The sequence below is a fragment of the Pararoseomonas baculiformis genome (assembly GCF_017813395.1).
In the GTDB taxonomy this organism is placed as follows: Bacteria; Pseudomonadota; Alphaproteobacteria; order Acetobacterales; family Acetobacteraceae; genus Roseomonas; species Roseomonas baculiformis.
The window spans coordinates 222,166-245,551 of the sequence record NZ_JAGIZB010000002.1 but is presented as its reverse complement, the minus strand read 5'-3'; the positions used below and the strand labels follow the sequence as shown (position 1 = coordinate 245,551).

Sequence of the window (23,386 nt, the reverse complement as noted above, 5' to 3'; positions counted from 1 at the left end):
GATGATGCCGGCGAGACCGGCTCCGACCTGCCTCCCCTCTCCGGCGAGGAGACGGAGGATGGCGAGGACGAGTCGGACGAGGACGACGAAGACGAGGAGGAGGAGGAGGACGAGGCGGCAGCCGCCCCCCGCGCCACCTTCGCCGATCTCGGCCTTTCCGACCCGATCCTCCGTGCCGTCGTCGAGACCGGCTATGTCCACCCCACCCCGATCCAGGAAGCCGCGATCCCCGTGGTGCTGATGGGCCGGGACGTGCTGGGCTGTGCCCAGACCGGCACGGGCAAGACCGCCGGCTTCACCCTGCCCATGCTGGACATCCTGGCCGGTTCCCGCGCCAAGGCCCGCATGCCGCGCAGCCTGATCCTGGAGCCGACGCGCGAGCTGGCCCTCCAGGTCGCCGAGAACTTCGTCAGGTACGGCAAGTATCTGAGCCTGACCCATGCGCTGCTGATTGGTGGCGAGAGCATGGATGAGCAGAAGCAGGTGCTTGAGAAGGGCGTGGACGTCCTGATCGCCACCCCGGGCCGCCTGCTGGACCTGTTCGATCGCGGGCGCATCCTGCTGGCGGATTGCAAGGTTCTCGTCATCGACGAGGCCGACCGCATGCTGGACATGGGCTTCATCCCCGATGTCGAGCGCATCGTCTCGATGCTGCCGAAGCTGCGCCAGACCCTGTTCTTCTCCGCGACCATGGCGCCGGAGATCCGCCGCCTGGCGGACGCCTTCCTGCAGAACCCGCGCGAGATCAGCGTCTCCGCGCCCGCCTCGGTGGCCACCACCATCACCGCCGGGCTGGTCTGGGTGCAGGAGCGCGACAAGCGCGAGGCCCTGCGCCGCCTGATCAAGCGGGAGAAGGTGCAGAACGCGCTGATCTTCTGCAACCGCAAGGTCGATGTGGACATCCTCTACAAGAGCCTGAAGAAGCACGGCTTCAGCGTGGGCGCCCTGCATGGCGACCTGGCCCAGTCCGTGCGCTTCGCCACGCTTGAGAAGTTCAAGGCGGGTGAGCTGCAGCTCCTGGTCTGCTCCGATGTCGCGGCCCGTGGGATCGACATCGGCGGCCTCTCCCACGTCTTCAACTTCGACGTGCCCTATCATGCGGAGGATTATGTCCACCGCATCGGGCGCACGGGCCGTGCCGGGCGGGAGGGCCATGCCTATACCCTTTCCACCGCGGACGAGGCCAAGGCCGTGGCGGCGGTGGAGGCCCTGACCGGGCGCCCGATCCCGCCCATGACCATCGAGGGCCTGGACCCCGTGGACCCCGAGGAGATCCAGGCGGCGCTGAAGGCCACGGGCCGTGGGCGCGGCCGGGGGCGCGGAAACGACCGTGGCCGCGACGCCGCGAAGTCCGGACGCGGCGAGGGCCGGCGCGAGCGCGGCGGCGAGTCCCGGGAGGCCGGCCGCCGCGAGGGTGGCCGCGGGCGCCGCGACGAGCGTTCCCCGCGTGAAGAACGTGCCCCGCGTGAGGAGCGTGCCCCCCGTGAGGAGCGTGCTCCGCGCGAGGAACGCCCGATCCATGCCGCCCGCGAGGAGCGCGAGGCCCCGCGGCGCGAGAGCCGCTCCGCCGATCGGGTGCTTGAGGAGGTGAACCGCGACGCTGCGCGCGAGTGGAGCCGCGATGAGCGCCCGCGCCGTGACCGCGAGGAGCGCCCCAGGCGCGACCGCGATGAGCGCCGCTACCGCCAGGACGATCTCGGCCCCTCCGTGGTCGGCTTCGGCGATGCCATTCCCGCCTTCATGCTGATCCCGGTGCCCCGCCCGAAGCGGGTGCGGGACGACGAGGCCGAGGCGGCCTGAGCCTCGGGACTGGCCGGGGGGACGAGTCCCGTCTCCCCGCCGAAGACGGAGCGGTGCGTGCCCGCCGCTCCCGCGCTAAAACAGGGCACAAAGCGCCGCGCCGGGCCTGCCCGGCATGGCAGCCGCGGCCCTGCTGGGGCAGGATGCGCCGCCTTCTGGACTGCCCATGAGAGGAACGCAGAGATGAACGTCGTCACCCAGGTCATGCCGGAGGCCCCCCAGGCCCGCGTTCCGCAGAAGATGGGCACCTTCGTGTGGGACGACCCTCTGCTGCTCGAGGAGCAGCTGACCGAAGACGAGCGCATGATCCGCGACGCGGCGCGCGAGTTCTGCCAGTCCAAGCTGCTGCCCCGCGTGATCGAGGCGACCCGGCGCGAGCACTTCGACCGGGAGATCATGAACGAGTTCGGCGAGATGGGCTTCCTGGGCGCGACCCTCGACAGCCATGGCTGCGCCGGCGTCGGTTATGTCTCCTACGGCCTGATCTCGCGTGAGGTGGAGCGGGTGGACAGCGGCTACCGCTCCGCCTTCTCCGTCCAGTCCTCCCTTGTCATGTACCCGATCTGGGCCTTCGGCTCCGAGGAGCAGAAGGACAAGTACCTGCCGAAGCTCCGCACCGGCGAATATGTCGGCTGCTTCGGCCTGACCGAGCCCGATGCCGGCTCCGACCCGAACTCCATGCGGACGCGGGCGAAGAAGGTGGATGGCGGCTATCTCGTCTCCGGCTCCAAGACCTGGATTTCCAACTCCCCGATCGCCGATGTTTTCGTGGTCTGGGCGAAGGACGACGAGGGCGTGCTGCGCGGCTTCATCCTTGAGAAGGGCATGAAGGGCCTGACCGCGCCGAAGATCGAGGGCAAGCTCTCGCTCCGCGCCTCCGTCACCGGCATGATCATGATGGATGAGGTCTTCGTGCCGGAGGAGAACCGCCTGCCCGGCGTGAAGTCCCTCGCCGGTCCCTTCTCCTGCCTCAACCGCGCCCGCTACGGCATCGCCTGGGGCGTGATGGGCGCCGCCGAGGATTGCTGGCACCGCTCCCGCGAGTACACGCTGGGCCGCAAGATGTTCGGCAAGCCGCTGGCCCAGACCCAGCTCATCCAGAAGAAGCTGGCCGATATGCAGACCGAGATCACGCTCGGCCTGCAGGGCGTGCTGCGGCTGGGCCGCCTGTTCGATGAGCACAAGGCCGCGCCGGAGATGATCTCCATGATGAAGCGGAACAACTGCGGCAAGGCGCTCGATATCGCCCGCGTGTCCCGCGACATGCATGGCGGCAACGGGATCGTGGACGAGTACCACGTGATCCGCCACGTCATGAACCTGGAGACGGTGAACACCTATGAGGGTACGCATGACGTGCATGCCCTTATTCTCGGCCGCGCCCAGACCGGGCTGAACGCCTTCGGCTGATCCGGACCGGTATCGCGTTCACAAGGGGCGGCCCTGCGGGGCCGCCCTTCTTGTTTTGGAATCCAGGATGCGCGTGACCATCGAGGCCCTCGGCGCTGCCGGGGACGGCATCGCCCGCGACGAGGCAGGGCGCCCCCTCTTCGTTCCCTTCGCCCTGCCGGGCGAGGTGGTGGAGGCCGATCCCGGCCCAGCCCGTGGCGATGGCCGCGCCGCCGCCCTCATCGCCGTGGAATCCCCTTCCCCGGACCGCATTGCCCCGCCCTGCCCGCATTTCGGCACCTGCGGCGGCTGCGCGGTGCAGCACTTGGCCGATGCCTCCGTGGCAGCCTGGAAGGCCGCGCGCGTAGCGGAAGCCCTCTCCCGCGCCGGCTTCCGCGACGTGCCGGTCGAGGCGGCGAAGCCCAGCCCGCCCAATAGCCGGCGCCGTGCCGATTTCGCCATCCGGCGCCGGCCCGGGGGTATCACCATCGGCTTCCATGCGCGCGGCTCCGCCGAGCCTTTCGACATGGAGGTCTGCTTCGTCGTGCAGCCCCGCATCCTGGCGCTGGTCGAGCCCTTGCGGGCGATGCTGGCCAGCCTGCCCGCGCTTCACCGTGCCGGTTCGGCGATGGTGAACCTGCTGGATACGGGCCCCGATCTCTGGCTCCGCACCGATGGCCCGCTCTCGCCCAGGGACCGCAGCCTTCTCGCGGCCTTCGCCGAGGCCCAGGGTATCCCGCGCATCGCCTGGTCCCGGGAGGGCACGCGCGAAACGCCGGAAATGGCCGCCCAGCTCGGCCCTGTCGCTGTTACCCTTTCCGGCGTGCCGGTGGTGCCTGCCCCCGGCGCCTTCCTCCAGGCCACGCCGCAGGGCGAGGCCGCGATTGTTGCCGCCGTCCTCGAAGGACTGCCCCGGCGCATGCCGGGCAAGCCCCGCATCATCGAGCTGCATGCCGGGCTCGGCACCCTCACCTTTCCCCTGGCCGTCCGCGGGCGCGTGGAGGCGTATGAGGGCGCCCCCGATGCGGCCGCGGCCCTGGCCAGCGCTGCCGGGCGGGCCGGCGCCCGCGTGAAGGCGACGCGCCGGGACCTGGTGCGCCAGCCGCTTCTCCCGCCGGAACTGAACGGCGCCGCCGCCCTGGTGCTGGACCCCCCCTTCGCCGGCGCGGCGGAACAGGCCGCCATTCTCGCCCGCTCCACCATTCCACGGGTGATCTATGTCTCCTGCAACCCGGCCGCCCTGGCCCGGGACCTCGGCGTCTTCGCCCGCGCGCCGGGCTGGCGGATCGAGCGGGCCGTGGCCGTGGACCAGTTCCTCTGGTCCTCCCAGGTTGAAGCCGTCGTGACACTTTCACGCGGCTCTTGAACTCTGGCGGGAAGTTCAGAACTCTTCTCCGATCCCGAAGGGAACGGACCAATGCAACGACGTGAGATGCTGGCTGCCGGCCTGGCAGCCCCTGCCCTCCTCGCCGCCAGCGAGGCCAGGGCGCAGCAGGCCCCCGCCCCTGCTGCCGCCGGGCAGCCTGCCCAGCAACAGGTGCCCGGCTACTACCGCTTCCGCGTCGGCCAGCACCTCGTCACCATGGTGCATGATGGCCAGGCCGTCCGGCCGAACCCCACCCAGGGCTTCGTCCGCAACGCCTCGGCGGAGGAGGTGGCGGCCTCCATGCGCGCGCAGGGGCTGAACCCGGCGCAGCTGGTGAATCCCTTCACCGTCCCCGTGGTCCGCACGCCCCGGGGCACGGTGATGTTCGACACCGGCAATGGCCCGCAGACCGCCGCGGACAGCCGCGTGGGGCAGATGCCGGCCAATCTGTCGGCCGCCGGGATCGACCCGGCCTCCATCGATATCGTCGCCTTTACCCACTTCCATGGCGACCATATCGGTGGGTTGCTGGACGGCTCGGGCAACGCCGCCTTCCCGCGGGCCCGCATCGTGGTGCCGGAGAAGGAATGGGCTTTCTGGATGGATGAGGGCCAGGCCAGCCGCGCGCCGGAAGCCATGCGCCCCGCCTTCGCCAATGTGAGGCGCCGCTTCGCCCCCTATGAGAGCCGCGTGGAGCGCGTGGCGGACAATGCCGAGATCCTGCCCGGCCTGCGCCTCACGGAAACGACGGGCCACACGCCCGGCCACAGCTCCTACCACCTGTCCGATGGCGACGCGCAGGCCATGATCCTGGGCGACCTGACCAGCCGCCCGGAAATCAACCTCACCAATCCCGGCTGGCACGTGATCTTCGACATGGATCCGGCGCAGGCCGAAGCCTCACGCCGCCGCATCTTCGACCGGGTGGCGGCGGACCGCATCCGCTGCGTGGCCTATCACTGGCCCTTCCCCGCGAATGGCACGGTGGTGAAGGAAGGGAACGGCTACCGCCTGGTTCCGGCGGAGTGGTCGAGCGTCATCTGAGCGCGGGCATCCCGCGGCGCCCTGGCGCCGCGGGAACCCATGTCAGATGTGGAAGCTCTCGCCGCAGCCGCAGCGGCCCTTCTCGTTCGGGTTGGTGAAGGTGAAGCCGGCGGACATCGCCTTCCGCTCGTAATCCATCACCGTCCCGATCAGGAACAGCGTGGCCTTGCGGTCCACCAGCACGATCAGGCCCTTGTCGTTCACGACCTCGTCGCCTGGCCCGGCCGCATCCACCCAGTCCATCTGGTAGGACATGCCGGAGCAGCCCTTGGTGGAGACGGAGATGCGCAGCAGCTTCCCGTCTCCCTTCGCGTAGAGCGCGCGCAGCCTCTCCGCCGCCGTGTCGGACAGCGACATCAGCGGTGGCAGCGCCCGGCGCGGCTTCGGAGTATCCGTGGTGGTCGTGCTCATGACGCCCTCCATCAGTACATGTTGAGAGCGAGCTTGGCGTCCTCGCTCATGCGGGACGGATCCCAGGGCGGATCCCACACCACCTCGACCTTCACCGAGGTGACGTTCTGCACCCCCTTCACCGCCTGCTCCACCTGGGCCGGCAGCTCCTGGGCCGAGGGGCAGGACGGAGTGGTCAGGGTCATGTCCACCCTCACCGCGCCATCATCCTCGACCTCGACGGCATAGATCAGCCCGAGCTCGTAAATATCGACCGGGATCTCCGGGTCGAACACGGTCTTCAGCGCATCGAGCACCGCGACCTCGCTCACCCGCGAGGGCGCGATCGGCCCGTCCGGGGACCAGGCCTCATGCGTCGCGCCCTCCTGGGCCTGCGCAACGGGCTCATTCACTTGAAGCCTCCTTCCCGCCATCAAGGGCGGTGTTGAGGGTGTGCCAGGCCAGCGTCGCGCATTTCACGCGGCTGGGAAACTCATGCACGCCGGAAAGGGCCTGGAGACGGTCCATGTCCTCCTCCAGCGCGCCGCCGCATTCGGGGCAGGTGCCCGTCATGGCCATCTCGCGGAACCTGGCGGCCATCTCCCGCGCTTCCGCGGTCGTCTTGCCCTTGACCGTCTCGGTCATGAGCGAAGCACTGGCCATGGAAATCGCGCAGCCCCGGCCCTGGAAGGCCGCGTCGGCAATGCGATCGCCCTCCATCCCCAGGAACAGTTCCATCCGATCGCCGCACATCGGGTTGTCCCCGCGTGCGTTCAGGTCGGGCGCTTCCAGCCGCCGGAAGTTCCGCGGCTTGCGCCCGTGATCCAGGATCACCTCCTGGTAGAGATCGCGCAGATCATCGAACATCAGGTGAAGAACCTCCGCGCCGAGGCCAGTGCCTCCGCCAGGAAATCGACTTCCTCATGCGTCGTGTAGAGGCCGAAGGAGGCGCGGCAGGTGCTGTCATGCCCGATCCGGACATGCAGCGGCTCGGCGCAATGCCGCCCGGCCCGGACAGCGATGCCCACCCGGTCCAGCAGGGTGGAAAGATCATGGGCATGGGCATTGCCGAGGGCGAAGGAGAACACCCCGCCCCGGTCCTGCGCACGCCCGATCAGCGTGAGATCCTCGATGGCCGAGAGCTTCGCCATGGCCTGGTCCACCAGCGCGCGCTCATGCGCCTCGATGGCATCCATCCCGATGGCGCTCACATAGTCGATCGCCGCATGCAGCCCGACCGCCTCCACGATAGGCGGTGTGCCGGCCTCGAACTTGGCTGGCACCGGCGCGGGCCGGAAGCCCTCGCGCGTCACCTCGGAAATCATGTCGCCGCCGCCCAGGAATGGCGGCATCGCGTCCAGCAGCTCCATCCGGCCCCAGAGCACGCCGATGCCGGTGGGGCCGTAGAGCTTGTGCCCGGTGAAGACGTAAAAATCCGCCTCCAGCGCCTGCACATCCACCCGCCGGTGCACCACGGCCTGGGATCCGTCAAACAGCACCTTCGCGCCATTGGCATGCGCCAGCGCCGCGATCCGGGCCGCCGGCGTCACGGTGCCCAGAACATTGGACATATGGGTGACCGCAACCAGCCCGACCTTCCCATCGGCCAGCTTGGCCTCCAGGTCCGCCATGTCCAGCTCGCCCGCATCCGTCACGTCGGCGATGCGCAGCTCGATCCCATGCGCCTGGGCCAGCATCTGCCAGGGCACGAAATTGGCGTGGTGCTCCATCTCGGTCACCACGACAGCTTGGCCCGGCTTCAGCACCCCGCGCCCATAGGAATGGGCAACGAGGTTGATGGCCGCGGTGGAGTTGGTGGTGAACACCACCTCCCGCACGTCGCGCGCGTTCAGGAAACGCGCCACCGCCTCCCGCGCCGCCTCATAGGCTGCGGTGGAGGCCTCGCTCAGGTGATAGGCACCGCGATGCACATTGGCATAGCTCGTCTCCATCATCCGGAGCATCGCATCCAGCACCGCGCGCGGCTTCTGCGCCGAGGCCCCGGAATCCAGGAAGACCAGTGGCTTGCCATGCACCGTGGTAGACAGGATCGGGAAATCCTGCCGCACGCGCCGCACGTCGAAGGCCAGGGCAGAAGAGGGGCGCACGGTGCCGTCCATCACGCAGCTTCCCCGTGCTGGGCCCACCAGGCGGAAACCGCCTCCTCCAGCGCCTCGCGCGCCGGCTCGTCCTCGACGATCTCCACCGCCTCCTGGAGGAAGGCGCGCACCAGCATGGCGCGGGCCTCGCCCGCCGGAATGCCGCGGGAGCGGAGATAGAACAGGCTGTTCTCGTCCAGCGCACCGGCGGTCGCGCCGTGGCTGCACTTCACGTCGTCGGCGTAGATCTCCAGCTGCGGCTTGCTGTCGATCTCGGCTTCCTCCGAAAGCAGCAGCGCCTGGTTCATCTGGTAGCCATCGGTCTTCTGCGCCTCGCGCCGCACCAGGATCTTGCCCTGGAACACGCCGCGGGAACGTCCGGCCAGCACCGTCTTCACAGTCTGGCGCGAAGCGCAGTTCGGCGCCGCATGGTCCAGCGCCGTCGTGGTGTCGGCCAGCTGTCCCTCGGCCACGAGCTGCGCGCCGTTCAGATGCGCGGTCGCGTTCGGGCCGTTGAGCGCCAGATGCGTTTCGCTGCGGCTGATCCGCCCGCCCGCATTCAGGACGAACCCGTCATAGACGCCGCCCTCGGCCACGCGCACGCCGAGATGCGCCAGGTGATAGGCACTCTCCGCCTCGCGCTGCACGCGGACATGGGTGATCCTGGCCTCCTCGGCCACCTCGATCTCGAAGACCGGGTTGTGCAGGTGCCGTGCGCCGGTCGCCGAAAGCGCCGTCTCGAGCAGCACCAGCTGCGCGCCGCGGCCCAGCCGGATCAGGTGCCGCGGATGGAGGGTGCTCGCGGTTTCGCCGGATGCCACGGAGAGCAGTTCCAGCCGCCCGGCATCCGTGCCCTCCGGCACCTCCAGCACCAGCCCGTCCTCGAAGAGAAGGGTGTTCAGGGTGACCATGGGCTGGGAAGCGGAGGCGATGCTGTTGAGGCGTCCCGCCACCGTCTCGATCACCTCGGCCAGCGAGCCCGCGACGAGGCCATCCAGATCCGAGAGATCGGCGCGGAAGCGACCATCGACGAAGACGGCGCGGCGCTCCGCCCGCTTGGCCGGCAGCTCCACGGCCTCGTCCACCGCCGTCAGCGCCTCGCGGAACTCGGCGCGCAGCATCGGGGTGAGGTCGGTGTAGCGCCAGGCCTCCACGCGGCGGCTGGGCAGGCCGCCCGCCACCAGCGTCTCGGCCGCGGCTTCGCGCAGCTTGCGGATCTCGGGGATGGAAGCCCCCGGCAGGCGCCCGGCCAGCCCGGCATAGCGGTGCACGAAGGCCGCCGCGTTGCCGGAAGGGGTCACGCTGTTCATCTCATATCCCTCAGGCGGCTTCTTCCAGCACGCCGGCATAGCCCTCGGCCTCAAGCCGCTGCGCCAGCTCCGGCCCGCCCGAAGCCACGATGCGGCCATCGGCCAGCACATGCACCCGGTCCGGCACGATGTGGTTCAGCAGGCGCTGGTAGTGGGTGATCACCAGGGCGGAGAAGGCCGGGCCGCGCATGGCATTCACGCCATCGGCCACGATCTTCAGCGCGTCGATGTCCAGGCCGCTATCCGTCTCGTCCAGAATGGCGATCTTCGGCTGGAGCAGCGCCATCTGGAGGATCTCGTTCCGCTTCTTCTCGCCACCGGAGAAGCCGACATTCACGCCGCGCTTCAGCATGTCCTCGGGCATGGAGAGCTCCTTCATGCGGGCGCGCGCCAGCTTCAGGAACTGCATCGCATCCACCTCCGCCTCGCCGCGCGTGCGGCGGATGGCGTTCAGCGCGGTGCGCAGGAAGTTCGCGTTGCCGACGCCCGGCAGCTCTACCGGATACTGGAAGGCGAGAAACAGGCCGGCGGCCGCACGCTCCTCGGGCTCCATCTCCAGCAGGTCCTGGCCGTTCAGCAGCACGGAGCCGCCGGTGATCTCATAGCCCTCGCGCCCGGAAAGCGCGTAGGAAAGCGTGGACTTGCCGGCGCCGTTCGGCCCCATGATGGCATGCACCTCGCCATCCGGGATCTCCAGGGTCACGCCCTTGAGGATCGGCTTGCCCTCGACCTCGGCGGTCAGATTCTCGATGCGCAGCATATCAGCCGACGCTCCCTTCAAGGCTGATCTGAAGCAGCTTCTGTGCTTCGACCGCGAATTCCATAGGAAGTTCCTTCAGCACCTCGCGGCAGAAGCCGTTCACGATCAGGCCCACCGCATCCTCCTGCGACAGCCCGCGCTGCCGGCAGTAGAAGAGCTGGTCCTCCGCGATGCGGCTCGTGGTCGCCTCGTGCTCCACCTTCGCCGTCATGCAGCGATTCTCGATATAGGGCACGGTATGCGCGCCGCAGAGATCGCCGATCAGCAGGCTGTCGCACTGGGTGAAGTTGCGCGCCCCCGAAGCCTTCGGGCTGATCCGCACCAGGCCGCGATAGGTGTTCTGGCCCTTGCCGGCCGAAATGCCCTTCGAGACGATGGTGCTGCGCGTGCCCTTCCCAAGATGGATCATCTTGGTGCCGGTATCGGCCTGCTGATGGTTGTTGGTGATGGCAACAGAGTAGAACTCGCCCACCGAGTCCTCGCCCTGCAGGATGCAGGACGGGTACTTCCAGGTGATGGCGGAACCCGTCTCCACCTGCGTCCAGCTCACCTTGCTCCGCTTGCCGCGGCAGGCGGCACGCTTCGTGACGAAGTTGTAGATGCCGCCCTTCCCGTTCTCGTCGCCCGGGTACCAGTTCTGCACCGTGCTGTACTTGATCGAGGCGTCATCGAGCGCGACCAGCTCCACCACCGCCGCGTGCAGCTGGTTCTCGTCGCGCTGCGGTGCCGTGCAGCCCTCGAGGTAGGACACGGTCGCGCCCTCATCGGCGATGATCAGCGTCCGCTCGAACTGGCCCGTGCTCTTCGCGTTGATGCGGAAATAGGTGGACAGCTCCATCGGGCAGCGCACGCCCTTGGGGATGTAGACGAAGCTGCCATCCGTGAAGACCGCGCTGTTCAGCGCCGCGAAGAAGTTGTCCGTGTGCGGCACCACCGTGCCCAGATACTTCTTCACCAGCTCCGGATGGTTCTGCACCGCCTCGGAGATGGCGCAGAAGATGATGCCTTCCTTCTCCAGCCGCTCCTTGTAGGTGGTCGCGACGGAAACGCTGTCGAACACCGCGTCCACGGCCACGGGCATGCGCGCGCCATCGGCCGGCACCTCGCCCGCGCCCTCGACGCCGGCCAGGATCGCCTGCTCCTTCAGCGGGATACCAAGCTTGGCATAGGTCTTCAGCAGCTCCGGATCGACCTCGTCCAGCGACTTCGGACCGACCTTCTTCTTCGGCGCGGCGTAGTAATAGGCATCCTGGTAGTCGATCGGCGGATAGGTCACGGCGGGCCAGCGCGGCTCCTCCATGCCCTTCCACGCCTCGAAGGCACGCAGGCGCCAGTCGAGCAGCCATTGCGGCTCGTTCTTCTTGGCGGAGATGAAGCGGACGATGTCCTCGTTCAGCCCCTTGGGGGCGAACTCCATCTCGATATCGGTCTCGAAACCCCACTTATAGGCGCCCTGTGTGGCGTCCCGGACGGTATCGATGGTCTCTTCGACGGCGGGCATGACGGGGTCCCTTATTCGGCGGCCACGGAGGCCGCCCCATGGGCAGCAGGGGGAAGAACGGGTGCGCGGTGCAGTTCGCTGCAGGAAGGCCGCGCCAGGTCGGCGATGCTGATGGTGGAGAGCGCGGTGCGGACGGCCTCGTTCACCGGGTCCCACCGGCCGCGCACGGCGCAGTGGTGTTCGGACTCACAGCCGCCGCTCGCGCCATCGACGCAGGCCGTCAGCGCGATCGGGCCATCCATCACCACGATCACCTCGGAAAGCGGGATCTCCGAAACGGGCCGCGCAAGCCGGTGCCCGCCCCGGGCGCCACGCTGCGCTTCCACCAGCCCACCCTGAGAGAGGGCGCGGAGCACCTTCGCGACCGTCGGCTCGGCGATGCCGGTCGCCACGGCGAGGGATGGGACGGTATGCAGCCCGCCCTCCCGCCCGAGCCGGGCGAGGAGGACGACGGCGTAATCCGCCAGTTTCGACAATCGCAGCACGGGAATTCCGACCGCTGAGGGGGATACCAGACCACAGCGGTCCGGTATGGCCGGGAAATGCGTCTCCGCCCCCCGACTGTCAAGGCGCCCACAGCCCCGTGACCACGGAAAACAAGGTGTTGAGAGCGATTCTCGGTTAGGACAACGGCCGCGCCCCGCCTCTCTGGCCGCCGCCGAAGGCCGGGGGCACAATGGGCCCGGCTGGGGCCCAAGGGGTTCCGCTGCCCTATAAGCGCCGCAACACCGGCCGAGAGGAGGCGCCATGCCCACACCAATGCGCCCGACGGATTTCACAGCCACCGGCGAAGCCCGCCCGGAGAAGCCCGCCCGCCCGCGGGATGCCGCCACGCTCCTTCTCTGGCGCGAGGGACCCAGGGGCCTGGAAGTGCTGATGGGGGTGCGCAGCGCGAAGCACCGCTTCATGCCCAGCCGCCTGGTCTTCCCCGGCGGCCGCGTGGACCGGGAGGACCGCACCGCCCCAGCCGCCTCCGAGCTGGACCCGCAGACACGCCGCTGCCTTGAGCTGCGCGCCGCCCCGCGCCTGGCCCGCGCCATCGGGATCGCCGCCATCCGGGAACTGGAGGAGGAGACCGGCCTCGTTCTCGGGCAGTTGGAAGCGGGGCGCCTGCGGGCCGACCTCGCGCCGCTCCGCTATCTCTGCCGCGCCCTTACCCCGGCGATGAGCCCGGTCCGCTTCAACGCCCGCTTCCTCTTCGCCCCGGCGGAACTGGCGACCGGCAGCCTGGCCGGCTCAGGCGAGCTGGAGCACCTGGACTTCTACCCCATCACCGAAACCCCGCCCCATGAGCTGGCCCCGATCACCGCCAAGGTGCTGGGCGAGTTCCGGGATCTCATGGCCCTGCCAGAGGCAGAACGGCAGCGCCGGCCGCTGATCTGGTACCAGGGGCGGGACACGCGCCGTCTCGAAAGGGTTAGCCAGCCAGGGCGGGTGGCCGCACCGGAGCGCGAATCAGTCGCCTGAGGCGCCCGCCTCCGGCCCGCGCGCGAAGGCCCAGCGCAAGGTCCGGGCGATGCCGAGCGTGCCGGCGCGGATCAGGGGCCGGCTGAACACCGGCGCGGGAAGGCCGTGCATCCGCCGCGCCCAATCCGGCAGCAACTCCACCCCAGCCTGCAGCGTGAGAACCTGCAGGGGCTCGGTTGCCGCGTTCAGCGCCTTCTGTCCCAGCACCAGCCGCGCCACCTCTCGCGTGCGTGAATCGCAGCGGAGCGCCGGGCGCATCGCGGCGATCAGCCGCTCCGCCTCGGCGCGGTTCCGTGGTACCGGATCGGCGCCGAGTGCCTCCCCCATCCGTGCCATCTCCGCGAAATACCGGTCCTGGTCGGCACGGCTCATCCGCGGTTCCGCATAGCGGATCCAGGCATCCAGGAAGCTGACCGCCTCCGTCACATGCACCCAGGCCAGCAGCGCCGGATCGTTGGCGGAATAGGGCGTTCCCTCCGGCAGGGTGCCGCGCACCCGGTCATGGATGCCACGCACCCGCGCGATCACGGCCTCCGCCTCCTCCCGGCCGCCATAGGTCGTCAGGGCGATGAAGCGTGCGGTGCGCCGTAGCCGCCCATGCATGTCCGCGCGGAAGTTGGAATGGTCCCAGACCCCCGCCAGCACGGCGGGGTGCAGCATCTGCAGCAGCAGCCCGGCCACGCCCCCGACCATCATGGTCGCGACATCCCCGTGCACGCGCCAGGCGACCGAAGCCGGACCGAAAAGCCCGTCCGGCCGCCGCGCGACGGGCTTCTCGCCACGCGCCCGGTCATTGAACAGCGCCACCACCCGGGACGTGATCGCGTTCTTGATCGGCCGCGCGAGGGAGGCGCTTGGGCCGGGCTTCGCCATCAACGGCGCGCTGCCCGGAGATGCCAGCCTCGGAGATACCAGCAAGGGAAGATCATCCGCTTTAAACGGCCATGCCGCGACCGCGTTGCGCCGCCATCTCAGCGCCTCCGTGTCAACGCTCCGGGCGCAGCGCCTCGTCCGGCGAGGACGAAACCATCTCCGCCGCCGCAAGAAGCACGAGCAGGGCGATCACCGCCTCCAGCAAGATGGAACGTCGCAACCTGGCCCCGGCGCCGGGACGAGAGGCCGATAGCGGCGGGGTCAGCCGAAGCCGGTTCCAGGCAGCAAGGTGCAGCTCTGCGCGCGATTTCATCCGGGAGCTTCGGGGAAGGCCCGGCAGCCGGGAGCGCCGGGCCATTCCGTCAGTGCCGGTGCTGCCCGCTGGCCGGCGTTGCCATGCCATGGCCCTGATGGCCAGCACCATGGCTGCCATGGTGCCCGGCATGCCCTGCGTGACCTGCTCCGCGCGGCCCATGCGCTGTGCGACCCGCGCCAGGCTCCCTGCCCCCAGCACCATGTTCCGCATGGCTTGCACCATGGCTCCCCTGGCTCCGGCGGTGCCCGGAATGGCCGGCACCATGATCGCCATGCCTGGCGCCCTGCCTGCGGCGCGGGCCGTCGGCGGACGGGCTCGCCCCGCCCGTGGGGTGATGAGGCGCCTGCCCCATCTGCCCCGCCCCATGCCCATGATGGGCCGGCTCATGCCCGGCATGGCCAGCCGGCGGCGTGGCGAAGGGCGCCGCACCATGCGCTCCATGCCCACCATGGGACATGCCCTCCATGCCGTGGATCATGGAAGCGGGAACATGCACCGCGTCCGGGTTGCCCGGATAGGCCGCGATCACGCGCCGCATCAGCGCAATCTCCTGGGCCTGGTCCGTGACGATGTCCACGTTCATGAGGCCGAGAAAGCTGTTCCGCGCATTCGGGTCCGCCTGATAGGCGGCGGCCATGTCGAGCGCGCCCTGGTGGTGGATTGTCATCGCCTTGGCGAACTGGACATCCCGCTCGGTCACGGGTGCGTCGGCCCGCTGGATCGGGGTCAGGAAGCCTGGCACGGGATACCTGGAATACCGGAGCTGCTGCGCCAGCCCCTCGGAAGCGGCGGGCTGCAGCGCAAAGCGGGCGAAGCCGAGATTCACCACCGTGGCCTCCTGGCCGACACGGCGACCCACCTCGTCCAGCACGGCGATCTCGTAGCGCTGGTTGTGCATGATGGCGCGCGCCAGTTCCTTCAGCGCCGGGCTGCTGGCATCCGGGGCCGCCAGGTACTCCTGCGACATGGTCAGGGCGCCCGCGTGATGCGCCCGCATGCCAGCCACATAGTCCTGGTCGGCCTTCACCGCTGCTGCCAGCTTCTCCGGCCGCACGACGCTGTAGGAGCGGGAAACCACGGGTGCGGCGCCTTCGCCCTCCCCCTCGCCGACGAGGGCCCAGGAGGGAGTGGCGGTGAGAACAGCGGCTGCCGCGACACCCGCGGTGATGGCCAGCCGGAGCCGCCATGCTCCCGCCATGCTTCCGCGAACCGCCGGAGTGGTGATGATGGAGGACATTCTTCCGATCCCGTCACTCATGCCGCAACGCCTGGCCAGCATCCGTGCCATGGCCCAAGGTGCTGCCGCGCCCCTGGAAGGGGCATTGATTCCTGAAAACGATGGTGGCGCCGGGGCGATGATCCCGCGGGCGTGGACCGGGCCGAGGCCCGGTCAGGCCATGGATCGGGGTGGCGGAAGGGATGGAAGAACCTCGATCCCGAGTTGGCGGCGCATCGGCTCGGCAGAGGCGTGGATCCTCTCTCCCGCCGAGGGCTCCGGCCCAGGATCAACCGAAGGAAGCGCCGGCACGCCGAGAGGACACGCCCCAGGGACGCAGCAGCCCAGGCTGCTGCCCGCAACGGCGCCGCCGCACTCGGCATGCTCATGCTGCGTCTGCGGCATCGCATGCTGATGGCCGCCATGCGTCGCCGCAGCCCCGGGGCAAAGCTCGGCATGGGCATGATGCGGCGCGGTGGCCGCCCAGCCATGCCGGGCGATCGGATTGGGTAGCGCGAGCAGGACCAGCGCGAGCAAGCCCGCGACCATCCTGCCGACCACGCCAAAGCTCCTCGCCACGGCGGATTTCCTCAACAGCCCGGCGCCATTGCTGGGGCCTTCCACTATGGGAAGGTCAAGAGGATTGATGGGCCCGGGCAGCAAAGCGATCCGCGGGCCCCACGCAACAGTCAGGCTCCCTGCCGCCCGCTATAGCGCCCGAAAGCCATCCCCCTCGGGCGTGGCCTTCCCGTCCGCCGTCAGCTTCAGAAGATGCGCCAGAAGGCTCCGCGCCGCGGCCGGCACGAGCCGCTGCTCCAGCACCGGTCCGTACACCGGCGGGACCAGCTCGGCGGCATGAACGGGCCGATCCGCCGCCCGAAGCGCCTCCAGCACCCGCGCCTCCCTTTCCCGCCGATGCGCCAGCAGCGCCGCGATGAAGGGGGCGGGATCGTCATGCGCCGGCCCATGCCCCGGCAGAAGCAGCCGATCCCCCCGTGCCGCCACACGCTCCAGGGACCGCATATAGTCGGCCATGTCGCCATCCGGCGGGGAGACGACGCTGGTGGACCAGGCCATCACATGATCCGCGCTGAACAGCACGCCCGCCGGCGCCAGCGCCGGGTCGGCTTCCAGCGCGAAGCAGAGATGATTGGCGCAATGGCCGGGCGTGTGCAGCGCGATGAGCCGCCAGCCATCTCCCTCCACCGCCTCGCCATCGGACAGGCGCCGGTCCGGCAGGAAGTCATGGTCTCCGCCCTCGCCCTCCGCGGCAGGGGTCAGATGCGGCCCGAAGCCCAGCATCTCCGCGCCGGTCGCCGCGGCCAGCGGCGCCGCGCCGGGCGAATGGTCCCGGTGCGTATGGGAGACGAGGATGTGCCTCACCCGCTCCCCCGCCACCGCCGCCAGGATGGCCGCGCGATGCGCCTCGTCCGCCGGTCCGGGATCCAGCACCGCCACGTCGCCGCGCCCGATCAGATAGGTGTTGGTGCCGCGCCAGGTGAAAGGCCCGGGATTGGCGCAGAGGATGCGCCGGATGCCCGGCGCCACCCATTCCACCACGTCCGGCGCCAGCGCGTCATCCCGCCGGAACTCTGGGCTCATGCCTTCCTCCCCCGGAACTCGCTTCGCAACACGATGATTCCCGCGCCGACGATCAGCAAGCTGCCCGCCAGCATGGCCACACCCGGCGCCTCGCCCCAGACCAGCCAGCCCAGCAGCGCCGCCCAGAGAAGCCCCGTATAGGAATAGGGCCCGAGGGAGGAGACCTGGGCGCTGGCGAAGGCCTCGGTGTTCAGCACCTGGCCCACGCCGCCGATCAGCCCCATCACCACCAGCAGTCCCAGATCGCCCCAGCTCGGCGTCACCCAGACAAAGGGTAGGAACAGCCCGATCATCGCCGTCATCAGCAGTGCCTGCCAGAGCACGATGGTGGTGCTCGCCTCTGTGGCGGAGAGCTGGCGCACGAGCATGGTGGACAGTGCGCCGAAGAACCCGCCCATCACCCCCACCGCGCAGCCCAGCAGCAGGGACTGGGACAGGCCGGCGCCGCCCGCCCCCTGCCCCGCCGCGATCACCAGCACCCCGAGGAAGCCGGTCACCACCGCCGCCCAGCGCGCCCGCCCCGGGCGCTCGCCCAGCCAGGGAATGGCCAGCAGGATGACGAAGAGCGGCTGCGTGTAGTTCAGCGCCGTCTGCTCGGCGAGCGGCAGCAGGGTCAGCGCGAAGAAGGCGCAGCCCATTCCCATCAGCCCCGACGTGGCGCGCACCACATGGCCGCCGAAGCGCCGCGTGCGCAGCAGCGCCCCGGACCGCATGCCGGCGGCAAGCACGATGGGGAGGGAGAGCAGGTTCCGAAAGAACATCAGCTCCAGGAAGTTGTAGCGCGCGCTCAGCGTCTTCACGAAGACGCCCATCAGCGCGAAGGAGGCCGTGGCGCCCAGCATCAGCAGCGCCCCCCGCCGGAGATCGTGGCGCAGCGGCATCAGCCCGCTTCCCCGGCGGACTCACGGGCCCGCACCCGCGCCCGGTGCAGGTTGTACAGCCCCGCCGCCACCACGATCGCGGCGCCGGCCAGGGTCGTCCAGGCCGGCACATCACCCCAGACGAGCACCCCCACCACCGTGCCCATGACAAGGGTGGAATACTCGAAGGGCGCCAGCAGCCCCACCGGCGCCAGCGCGAAGGCGCGCGCGAAGAGGAAATGCGCCGCCCCGTTCCCCATCCCCAGCAGGATGATCGCGACCACCCCGCCCCAGGAGGGCCAGCCCACCGGCGGGAAGAAGGGCAGCATGGCAAAGCCGAAGGGCACATGCGCCACCATGAGCCAGAAGGTAACCGTCGCCGGCCGGTCCGTGCGGGCCAGCAGGCGCATCCAGATCCGCGTCACGGCCATGACGATGACGCCGCCCAGGAGCACCGCCGCCTCCCAGCGCCAGAGATCCCCGCCCGGCCGCACCATCACCATTACGCCGAGGAACCCGACCAGCGTGGAGAGCCAGCGCCGCCAGCCCACTGTTTCGCCCAAGAGGGGAATGGCCAGTATCGTCATGGCCAGGGGCGAGACCGCCGCCACCGCGTAGCTGTCCGCCAGCGGCATGCCGCGGAACCAGGCGAAGTAGAAGGTCACGGTCACGGCGCAGTGCAGCAGGCTGCGGGCCACCACCAGCCGCCCGTTCACCGGCCGGATCCGCGGCGGCGCGCGCAGCCCACCCGCCAGGGCCAGCACCACGAAGGCGCCGATCGTGCCGCGCAGGATCATCGCCATCGCGACGCCGATCTCCGGCAGCACCCATTTCACCGCCGCGTCCGAAACGGTGACGATGCAGAAGCCCAGGGCGATCAGGCCGATGCCGCGGAGCGCCTCGTCCGGCCGTTCCGTGGTGGATGCTGAGGCAGCGGAAGCAGGGGCCGGCGACACCGCCGCCGACCCCCTGGTTTGGTGGTCAGACAAGAATGGCCTCAGCTTCCTGGCAGGTCGCGCCTGTCTCGTCCCGCGTCTCCAGCCGGATCACGCCCGCCGCGTCCCGTTGCCCCAAGAGGGTGAGGCGCCGCCCGTCAAAGCAGGGCCGCTTGCCGCGATAGGCGAAGCGCGCCAGCGCCGCGCCGGGCCCGGCGAGGTCCAGCGCATGCCGCGCCAGCAGCGTCGCCTGCAGCGGCCCGTGCACCACCAGCCCGGGATACCCCTCCTCCCCGGTCACATAGGGGTGGTCGTAATGGATGCGGTGCCCGTTCCCGGTCAGGGCGGAGTAGCGGAACAGCATCACCGGGTCCGGCACCAGCGAGGCCTCCAGCGCCCCCTCCCAGGCCGGGGCAGGCGGCGCATCCTTCACGGCCGCCCCCTCGGCACCGCGGTAGACGATGTCCTGCTCCTCCTCGACCAGCACGCCGCCCGGGCCATGCAGCACATGGGCCACGGTCACGAAGACCAGCCGCCCGGAGCCGCCGGCCTTCTCCTTCACGGAGCGGATGGTGCTGACCCGCCGCACCGCATCCCCGGTGCGGACCGGCGCATGGAAGGCCACGCGCCCGCCGGCCCACATGCGGCGGGGCAGGTCATAAACAGGCGGCAGGAAGCCGCCCCGGCGCGGGTGCCCGTCCGGCCCCAGCCCGTCCGGCATCCGCCAGTCCTGGAACAGCATCCAGTGCCACAGGGCGGGCCAGGCCTCGCCCTGGAGAGGGCGCCCCAGCGTGGCCGCAAGGCCTTCGGCCAGCCTTGGATCGGCGCGGTCCTCGCGCGTCTCCTCGCGGCCGACATACTCCTCGAACGCCATCCATTCCCCCATCGACCCGGCGGCTTACCCGCCAAGGGCCGCCCCTGCCGCCAGCTTACCCGCAATGCGGGAGGACGACAGGGCGCCACCCTCACAATCCGCCACACCCGCGCCGGGTTCCGCCTCAGCCATCATGGCGGAGTTCGAGCAGGTCGATCTCACGCATCAGCCTATGTGCGGTTTCGCTGCGGATCCGGCGCGAGCGGCGCATGGCCAGGATCGCACCGCGCTCCGCCTTCAGCGCCGCCAGCAGCATCAGCCTCTCCGCCGCCTCTGTCCGCCGGGCATTCGCCACGGCATCCCCGTCGCCGGACCGGTGGTCGATGCGGGAGCGGTAGAAATCCATGATCCGCGCGGCCGCTGAAACATAGAGATCGGCATCGCCCCGGCCCTCGGCGAGCGCGTGCTGCGCCCGCTCCACCGCCGCGATCGCCGCCTCCGCCGCGGCGATGCGGGCGCGATCCTCTTCCTCCACGTGAGAGTCCTCCGCCGGCATCTCCAGGCCCCGCAGCAGCAGCGGCAGCCCGATATTCGCCACGACGAGGGAGAGGATGATCACCCCCATGGCGAGCAGGATCGCGAGGTCCCGTGCCGGAAAGGGCGTCCCGTCCTCCAGGGCGAGGGGCAGGGTAAGGATGCCGGCCAGGGTGATGGCGCCGCGCACACCGGCCACCGAGGTGGCCACCACGAGCCGCCAATGCGGTCGCCGCATGGCCTCGCCGCGCAGATTGGCCCGGAACAGGGTGAAGTTCAGCGAAACCCAGACCCAGAGCAGGCGCAGCGCCGCCAGGGCCAGGTTAATCGCCACGACATAGGCGAGCAGCCACCAGGGATCGTCATGCCCGGTGATCCGCACGGTTTCCGATGCCCAGGCCAGGATCCCTGGCAGCTGCTCGCCCAGCAGGACGAAGATGATGCCGTTCGCCGCGAACTGGATCGTGTCCCAGACCGTGCTCCGCTGAAGCCGGGTGTTCGCCAGCAACGGGCCGCTCGCCTCGGCGAAGCTCATCGTGATCCCGGCCGCGACGGCGGCCAGGATGCCCGAGCAATGCAGATGCTCGGCCAGCAGATAGGAGCCGAAGGGGATCAGCAGGCTGACCAGGATCTGCGTCCCGCTCTCCTCCCCGATCCGGCGCGCGAGCCAGATCTTGCCCCGGGTGACCACCAGGGAGACGAGAACCCCGATGGCGATGCCGCCCAGCGCAATCCAGAGGAAGCTCAGCGCCGCATCGCCCAGCGAGAAGCTGCCCGTCAGCATCGCCGCCACGGCGAAGCGGAAGCAGACCAGGCCCGAGGCATCGTTGAGGAGGGACTCCCCCTCCAGGATATGCATCAGCCGCTTTGGGATCGGCACGCGCGCGGCAATGGAGGAGACCGCGATAGGATCGGTGGGCGAGAGAATGGCAGCGAGGGCGAAGGCCACCGGCAGGGGGATGGCCGGCATGAGCCAGTGGATGAAATAGCCCATCCCGAGCACGGTGAACACGACCAGCCCCAGGGCCAGCTCCAGGATCGTCGGCGCGTCCCGCAGCATCTCCTCCTTGGGAATGCGCCACCCGTCAAGGAAGAGCAGCGGCGGCAGGAAGAGAAGGAAGAAGACCTCCGGCTCCAGGGCCACCCGGACATCCGCGGCCAGCCCCACCATGGCGCCGAGCGCGATCTGCACCAGCGGCCGTGGCACCGGCCAGGGAAGCGCCCGCGACACCCAGCCGCTCACCACCACCACGAGCAGCAGGATCAGGACCAGCGTAACCGTCTGCAATGCGCCGCCCCGCCCTCTCTGCCCGCCGCCTCAGTCCGCGCGGATATACAGCTTGTAGCCCTCGATCTCACCCATCTGACGGTAGTTGCGGAATGCCTCGGCGAAGAGAGGGTGGCGGCTGAAATACTCGATGAAGTCGAATTCCTTGCCGCACCAGGGGATGCCGACATGCCGGGTGACGAGCACCGCGGAGGGCGGCGCCGCGGCGAAATCCTCCGCGACCGTGCGATAGACGAAGAACTCCGCCCGCGACATCTCCCAGGGCTGGCGGTACCGCTCGCCATTCTCCGGGCATGTGCGGTTCACGCCCTGGAGCAGCCAGAGATTCATGAAGCGCAGCGTGGACTGGCTCTGGGCGTAGTTCAGCGCCGGATAGATGGGCCAGATATCCGGGGTGAGGATCAGCAGCCGCTCGTTCCAGGCATGCTCGCGCAGCCAGGCTGTCAGCCGCCCACCCTTGCCATCCTCGAAATTGATCTCGCGCAGCGGTGCCTCGCCGCCCCGGATCATGCCGAGGAAGAGCAGCGCCGCCATGGCCGCCGAAAGCGCCGGCGCCGCCGCCCGCGCCCGCCCGGCAGGCAGCGCGCCGTCCAGCCAGCGCGCGGCCATCACCCCCGCGGCCAGCCCGCCCAGCATCAGCACCGGTGCCACATGATAGGTCCAGCCCTTGTGCTGCACCCAGGCCGATAGGAAGGCCCCGCCCATCGCCGCCCAGAGCGCGAGGACCAGCGGCCCGAAACGCAGCAGCAGGCAGAGCGCGGAGAGCATGGCCAGCAGGAGCGTGGCGGGCGCCATCTGCTCCGTCAGCAGGGTGCTGAAGGCCGAAAGACCGCCGAGGTCGATGTAATACTCCCAGACCAGCGGCACGACATGGCCGAAGAAATCCGGAAAGAAGACGGGTATGGAGGCGAGATAGAGCAGCCAGATCGCCGCCATGGTCCAGGGCACCGGATCCTTCAGCCCCGCCGCGGCGCGCCGCCAGGCCGGCCCCGAGAAGCGCCCGGGCACCAGCGGCCGCAACAGGACGGCCGCCTCCACCAGCAGCGGCACGCCCAGGAAATGCGGCTTCAGCGCGAAGCCCAGCGCCGCCAGGAAGGCGACGCCGAAGGTCATGGCCCTGGAGGTCGGCAGCTCCTGCATGCGCCGCGCCGCCAGCACCGCATAGGGAATGGCGACCGTCGCCATCAGCACCTCGCGCTGGCCGAAATCATAGCCCGGCATCACCAGGACCAGCGGCACCAGCGCGGCCAGGGCAGCGGATTCGACCGGCCCCTCCGCCATGCCCTCCCGAAGACGGAGCGAGAGCCACCAGCACAGCCCGCACAGCGCCACGAGGCAGAAGAGCAGCGAGCTCACCCCATCCAGGGGCGTGAATTCGGACAGGTAGCCCGGGATGAGGTTGAGCACGAAGATCAGCGGCGGGTTCACGTCGATCAGCTGCGAGTACAGCCTTTCACCCGAGATCCAGCGCTGCGTGAAGTTCAGCACCGCCGCCACGTCGTGGTTCAGCGGCGGGGAGAGGACGGTCAGCAGGAACAGCGCCGCCGGCACCAGCGCCACCGCGCGCCACAGCCGCGCGCGCAGCCCGCTGCCATAGGTCAGCGGACCCAGGAGCCCGTCCAGCGGCGGCAGCCCGCCATGGGAAGCGCCCGCCGTCTCAGGCCCAGGCGAGGTGGGAAGGGGAGCGTTCATGCCTGGCGTTTCTGCGTGCGCATCCTGGGTGGCGCGGTTTCGCCGCGCAATCCGCCGCCCGGCGGAAACCGGGGTTAGACACCATTCTCTGCCACGATTGAGGCACGCGATGGGCGAAGCTGCCTTGTCC

General features: G+C 69.8%; 22 protein-coding genes. 5 read left to right on the top strand and 17 right to left on the bottom strand.

The annotated features are described in order from the left end of the window. Positions 1-240: 240 nt before the first annotated feature. The 4 genes from J8J14_RS03230 (at position 241) to J8J14_RS03215 (ending at position 5,599) form a co-directional block, all read left to right on the top strand. On the top strand, positions 241-1,800 hold the full coding sequence (locus J8J14_RS03230; RefSeq protein ID WP_456307503.1) for a DEAD/DEAH box helicase: 1,560 nt from the start codon (positions 241-243) through the stop codon (positions 1,798-1,800). Between the two features lie 183 nt (positions 1,801-1,983). Further along, positions 1,984-3,210, top strand: coding sequence for an acyl-CoA dehydrogenase (locus J8J14_RS03225; RefSeq protein ID WP_456307502.1), 1,227 nt, complete (start codon positions 1,984-1,986; stop codon positions 3,208-3,210). A gap of 67 nt (positions 3,211-3,277) precedes the next feature. Continuing rightward, positions 3,278-4,555: a class I SAM-dependent RNA methyltransferase gene (locus J8J14_RS03220; RefSeq protein ID WP_209377993.1), complete on the top strand. Its 1,278-nt coding sequence runs from the start codon at positions 3,278-3,280 to the stop codon at positions 4,553-4,555. A gap of 51 nt (positions 4,556-4,606) precedes the next feature. Further along, entirely contained in the window at positions 4,607-5,599 is a 993-nt protein-coding gene (locus J8J14_RS03215; protein WP_209377992.1) for an MBL fold metallo-hydrolase, read from the top strand. Between the two features lie 42 nt (positions 5,600-5,641). Here the strand turns inward: J8J14_RS03215 and J8J14_RS03210 are convergent, their stop codons facing one another. Genes J8J14_RS03210 through J8J14_RS03175 form a run of 8 tightly spaced genes read right to left on the bottom strand, consistent with a single transcriptional unit; the run spans position 5,642 to position 12,144 of the window. Next, positions 5,642-6,010 (bottom strand): HesB/IscA family protein, encoded by a 369-nt coding sequence (locus J8J14_RS03210; protein WP_209377991.1) that lies wholly within the window; start codon positions 6,008-6,010, stop codon positions 5,642-5,644. Positions 6,011-6,021: 11 nt separating this feature from the next. Next, complete coding sequence (locus J8J14_RS03205; RefSeq protein ID WP_209377990.1) at positions 6,022-6,423, bottom strand: SUF system Fe-S cluster assembly protein; 402 nt, start codon at positions 6,421-6,423, stop codon at positions 6,022-6,024. Continuing rightward, on the bottom strand, positions 6,395-6,856 hold the full coding sequence (sufU, locus tag J8J14_RS03200) for a Fe-S cluster assembly sulfur transfer protein SufU (RefSeq protein ID WP_209377989.1): 462 nt from the start codon (positions 6,854-6,856) through the stop codon (positions 6,395-6,397). The genes J8J14_RS03205 and sufU overlap by 29 nt, the downstream gene beginning before the upstream one ends. Next, positions 6,856-8,109, bottom strand: a complete 1,254-nt coding sequence (locus J8J14_RS03195) for an aminotransferase class V-fold PLP-dependent enzyme (protein ID WP_209377988.1) — start codon at positions 8,107-8,109, stop codon at positions 6,856-6,858. Before J8J14_RS03195 ends, sufU begins: the two co-directional genes overlap by 1 nt. Next, entirely contained in the window at positions 8,109-9,398 is a 1,290-nt protein-coding gene (gene sufD, locus J8J14_RS03190) for a Fe-S cluster assembly protein SufD (protein ID WP_209377987.1), read from the bottom strand. Before sufD ends, J8J14_RS03195 begins: the two co-directional genes overlap by 1 nt. 10 nt (positions 9,399-9,408) lie before the next feature. Then, the gene (gene sufC / locus J8J14_RS03185) at positions 9,409-10,158 is read right to left on the bottom strand and encodes a Fe-S cluster assembly ATPase SufC (protein WP_209377986.1); all 750 of its coding nucleotides are present in this window, start codon (positions 10,156-10,158) and stop codon (positions 9,409-9,411) included. 1 nt (position 10,159) lies between these two features. Beyond that, entirely contained in the window at positions 10,160-11,659 is a 1,500-nt protein-coding gene (gene sufB, locus J8J14_RS03180) for a Fe-S cluster assembly protein SufB (RefSeq protein WP_209377985.1), read from the bottom strand. Between the two features lie 11 nt (positions 11,660-11,670). Further along, positions 11,671-12,144, bottom strand: a complete 474-nt coding sequence (locus J8J14_RS03175) for an SUF system Fe-S cluster assembly regulator (RefSeq protein ID WP_209377984.1) — start codon at positions 12,142-12,144, stop codon at positions 11,671-11,673. A gap of 262 nt (positions 12,145-12,406) precedes the next feature. On the opposite strand from J8J14_RS03175, the gene J8J14_RS03170 reads away from it, so the two are divergent. Then, the gene (locus J8J14_RS03170) at positions 12,407-13,126 is read left to right on the top strand and encodes an NUDIX hydrolase (RefSeq protein WP_245215311.1); all 720 of its coding nucleotides are present in this window, start codon (positions 12,407-12,409) and stop codon (positions 13,124-13,126) included. Here J8J14_RS03170 and J8J14_RS03165 read toward each other — a convergent pair. From J8J14_RS03165 to J8J14_RS03125, 9 genes are all read right to left on the bottom strand, one after another. Next, positions 13,115-13,999, bottom strand: coding sequence for an oxygenase MpaB family protein (locus J8J14_RS03165; RefSeq protein WP_209377983.1), 885 nt, complete (start codon positions 13,997-13,999; stop codon positions 13,115-13,117). The two genes, J8J14_RS03170 and J8J14_RS03165, sit on opposite strands and share 12 nt — an antisense overlap. A 362-nt stretch (positions 14,000-14,361) precedes the next feature. Next, positions 14,362-15,573 (bottom strand): DUF305 domain-containing protein, encoded by a 1,212-nt coding sequence (locus J8J14_RS03160; protein ID WP_209377982.1) that lies wholly within the window; start codon positions 15,571-15,573, stop codon positions 14,362-14,364. A gap of 132 nt (positions 15,574-15,705) precedes the next feature. Then, complete coding sequence (locus J8J14_RS03155) at positions 15,706-16,110, bottom strand: hypothetical protein (RefSeq protein WP_209377981.1); 405 nt, start codon at positions 16,108-16,110, stop codon at positions 15,706-15,708. A gap of 129 nt (positions 16,111-16,239) precedes the next feature. Beyond that, positions 16,240-17,133, bottom strand: coding sequence for an MBL fold metallo-hydrolase (locus tag J8J14_RS03150; protein ID WP_209377980.1), 894 nt, complete (start codon positions 17,131-17,133; stop codon positions 16,240-16,242). Then, positions 17,130-18,014: a DMT family transporter gene (locus J8J14_RS03145; protein WP_209377979.1), complete on the bottom strand. Its 885-nt coding sequence runs from the start codon at positions 18,012-18,014 to the stop codon at positions 17,130-17,132. Before J8J14_RS03145 ends, J8J14_RS03150 begins: the two co-directional genes overlap by 4 nt. Beyond that, complete coding sequence (locus J8J14_RS03140; protein WP_209377978.1) at positions 18,014-18,949, bottom strand: DMT family transporter; 936 nt, start codon at positions 18,947-18,949, stop codon at positions 18,014-18,016. The genes J8J14_RS03145 and J8J14_RS03140 overlap by 1 nt, the downstream gene beginning before the upstream one ends. A gap of 25 nt (positions 18,950-18,974) precedes the next feature. Beyond that, the gene (locus tag J8J14_RS03135) at positions 18,975-19,802 is read right to left on the bottom strand and encodes an FAS1-like dehydratase domain-containing protein (protein ID WP_245215310.1); all 828 of its coding nucleotides are present in this window, start codon (positions 19,800-19,802) and stop codon (positions 18,975-18,977) included. Positions 19,803-19,926: 124 nt separating this feature from the next. Beyond that, complete coding sequence (locus J8J14_RS03130; RefSeq protein WP_209377976.1) at positions 19,927-21,564, bottom strand: Na+/H+ antiporter; 1,638 nt, start codon at positions 21,562-21,564, stop codon at positions 19,927-19,929. Between the two features lie 30 nt (positions 21,565-21,594). Then, positions 21,595-23,256, bottom strand: a complete 1,662-nt coding sequence (locus J8J14_RS03125) for a hypothetical protein (RefSeq protein ID WP_209377975.1) — start codon at positions 23,254-23,256, stop codon at positions 21,595-21,597. Positions 23,257-23,386: the final 130 nt, after the last annotated feature.

What these genes read in the sequence shown, in the direction of transcription:
- sufD (WP_209377987.1), bottom strand. Translation starts at nt 9,398, where the DNA reads ATGAACAGCGTGACCCCTTCCGGCAACGCGGCGGCCTTCGTGCACCGC.
- sufB (WP_209377985.1), bottom strand. Translation starts at nt 11,659, where the DNA reads ATGCCCGCCGTCGAAGAGACCATCGATACCGTCCGGGACGCCACACAG.
- J8J14_RS03160 (WP_209377982.1), bottom strand. Translation starts at nt 15,573, where the DNA reads ATGAGTGACGGGATCGGAAGAATGTCCTCCATCATCACCACTCCGGCG.
- J8J14_RS03220 (WP_209377993.1), top strand. Translation starts at nt 3,278, where the DNA reads ATGCGCGTGACCATCGAGGCCCTCGGCGCTGCCGGGGACGGCATCGCC.
- J8J14_RS03125 (WP_209377975.1), bottom strand. Translation starts at nt 23,256, where the DNA reads ATGAACGCTCCCCTTCCCACCTCGCCTGGGCCTGAGACGGCGGGCGCT.
- J8J14_RS03170 (WP_245215311.1), top strand. Translation starts at nt 12,407, where the DNA reads ATGCCCACACCAATGCGCCCGACGGATTTCACAGCCACCGGCGAAGCC.
- J8J14_RS03210 (WP_209377991.1), bottom strand. Translation starts at nt 6,010, where the DNA reads ATGAGCACGACCACCACGGATACTCCGAAGCCGCGCCGGGCGCTGCCA.
- J8J14_RS03165 (WP_209377983.1), bottom strand. Translation starts at nt 13,999, where the DNA reads ATGGCGAAGCCCGGCCCAAGCGCCTCCCTCGCGCGGCCGATCAAGAAC.
- J8J14_RS03230 (WP_456307503.1), top strand. Translation starts at nt 241, where the DNA reads ATGGGCCGGGACGTGCTGGGCTGTGCCCAGACCGGCACGGGCAAGACC.
- J8J14_RS03225 (WP_456307502.1), top strand. Translation starts at nt 1,984, where the DNA reads ATGAACGTCGTCACCCAGGTCATGCCGGAGGCCCCCCAGGCCCGCGTT.
- J8J14_RS03150 (WP_209377980.1), bottom strand. Translation starts at nt 17,133, where the DNA reads ATGAGCCCAGAGTTCCGGCGGGATGACGCGCTGGCGCCGGACGTGGTG.
- J8J14_RS03205 (WP_209377990.1), bottom strand. Translation starts at nt 6,423, where the DNA reads ATGGCGGGAAGGAGGCTTCAAGTGAATGAGCCCGTTGCGCAGGCCCAG.
- J8J14_RS03215 (WP_209377992.1), top strand. Translation starts at nt 4,607, where the DNA reads ATGCAACGACGTGAGATGCTGGCTGCCGGCCTGGCAGCCCCTGCCCTC.
- sufU (WP_209377989.1), bottom strand. Translation starts at nt 6,856, where the DNA reads ATGTTCGATGATCTGCGCGATCTCTACCAGGAGGTGATCCTGGATCAC.
- sufC (WP_209377986.1), bottom strand. Translation starts at nt 10,158, where the DNA reads ATGCTGCGCATCGAGAATCTGACCGCCGAGGTCGAGGGCAAGCCGATC.
- J8J14_RS03135 (WP_245215310.1), bottom strand. Translation starts at nt 19,802, where the DNA reads ATGGCGTTCGAGGAGTATGTCGGCCGCGAGGAGACGCGCGAGGACCGC.
- J8J14_RS03145 (WP_209377979.1), bottom strand. Translation starts at nt 18,014, where the DNA reads ATGCCGCTGCGCCACGATCTCCGGCGGGGGGCGCTGCTGATGCTGGGC.
- J8J14_RS03195 (WP_209377988.1), bottom strand. Translation starts at nt 8,109, where the DNA reads ATGGACGGCACCGTGCGCCCCTCTTCTGCCCTGGCCTTCGACGTGCGG.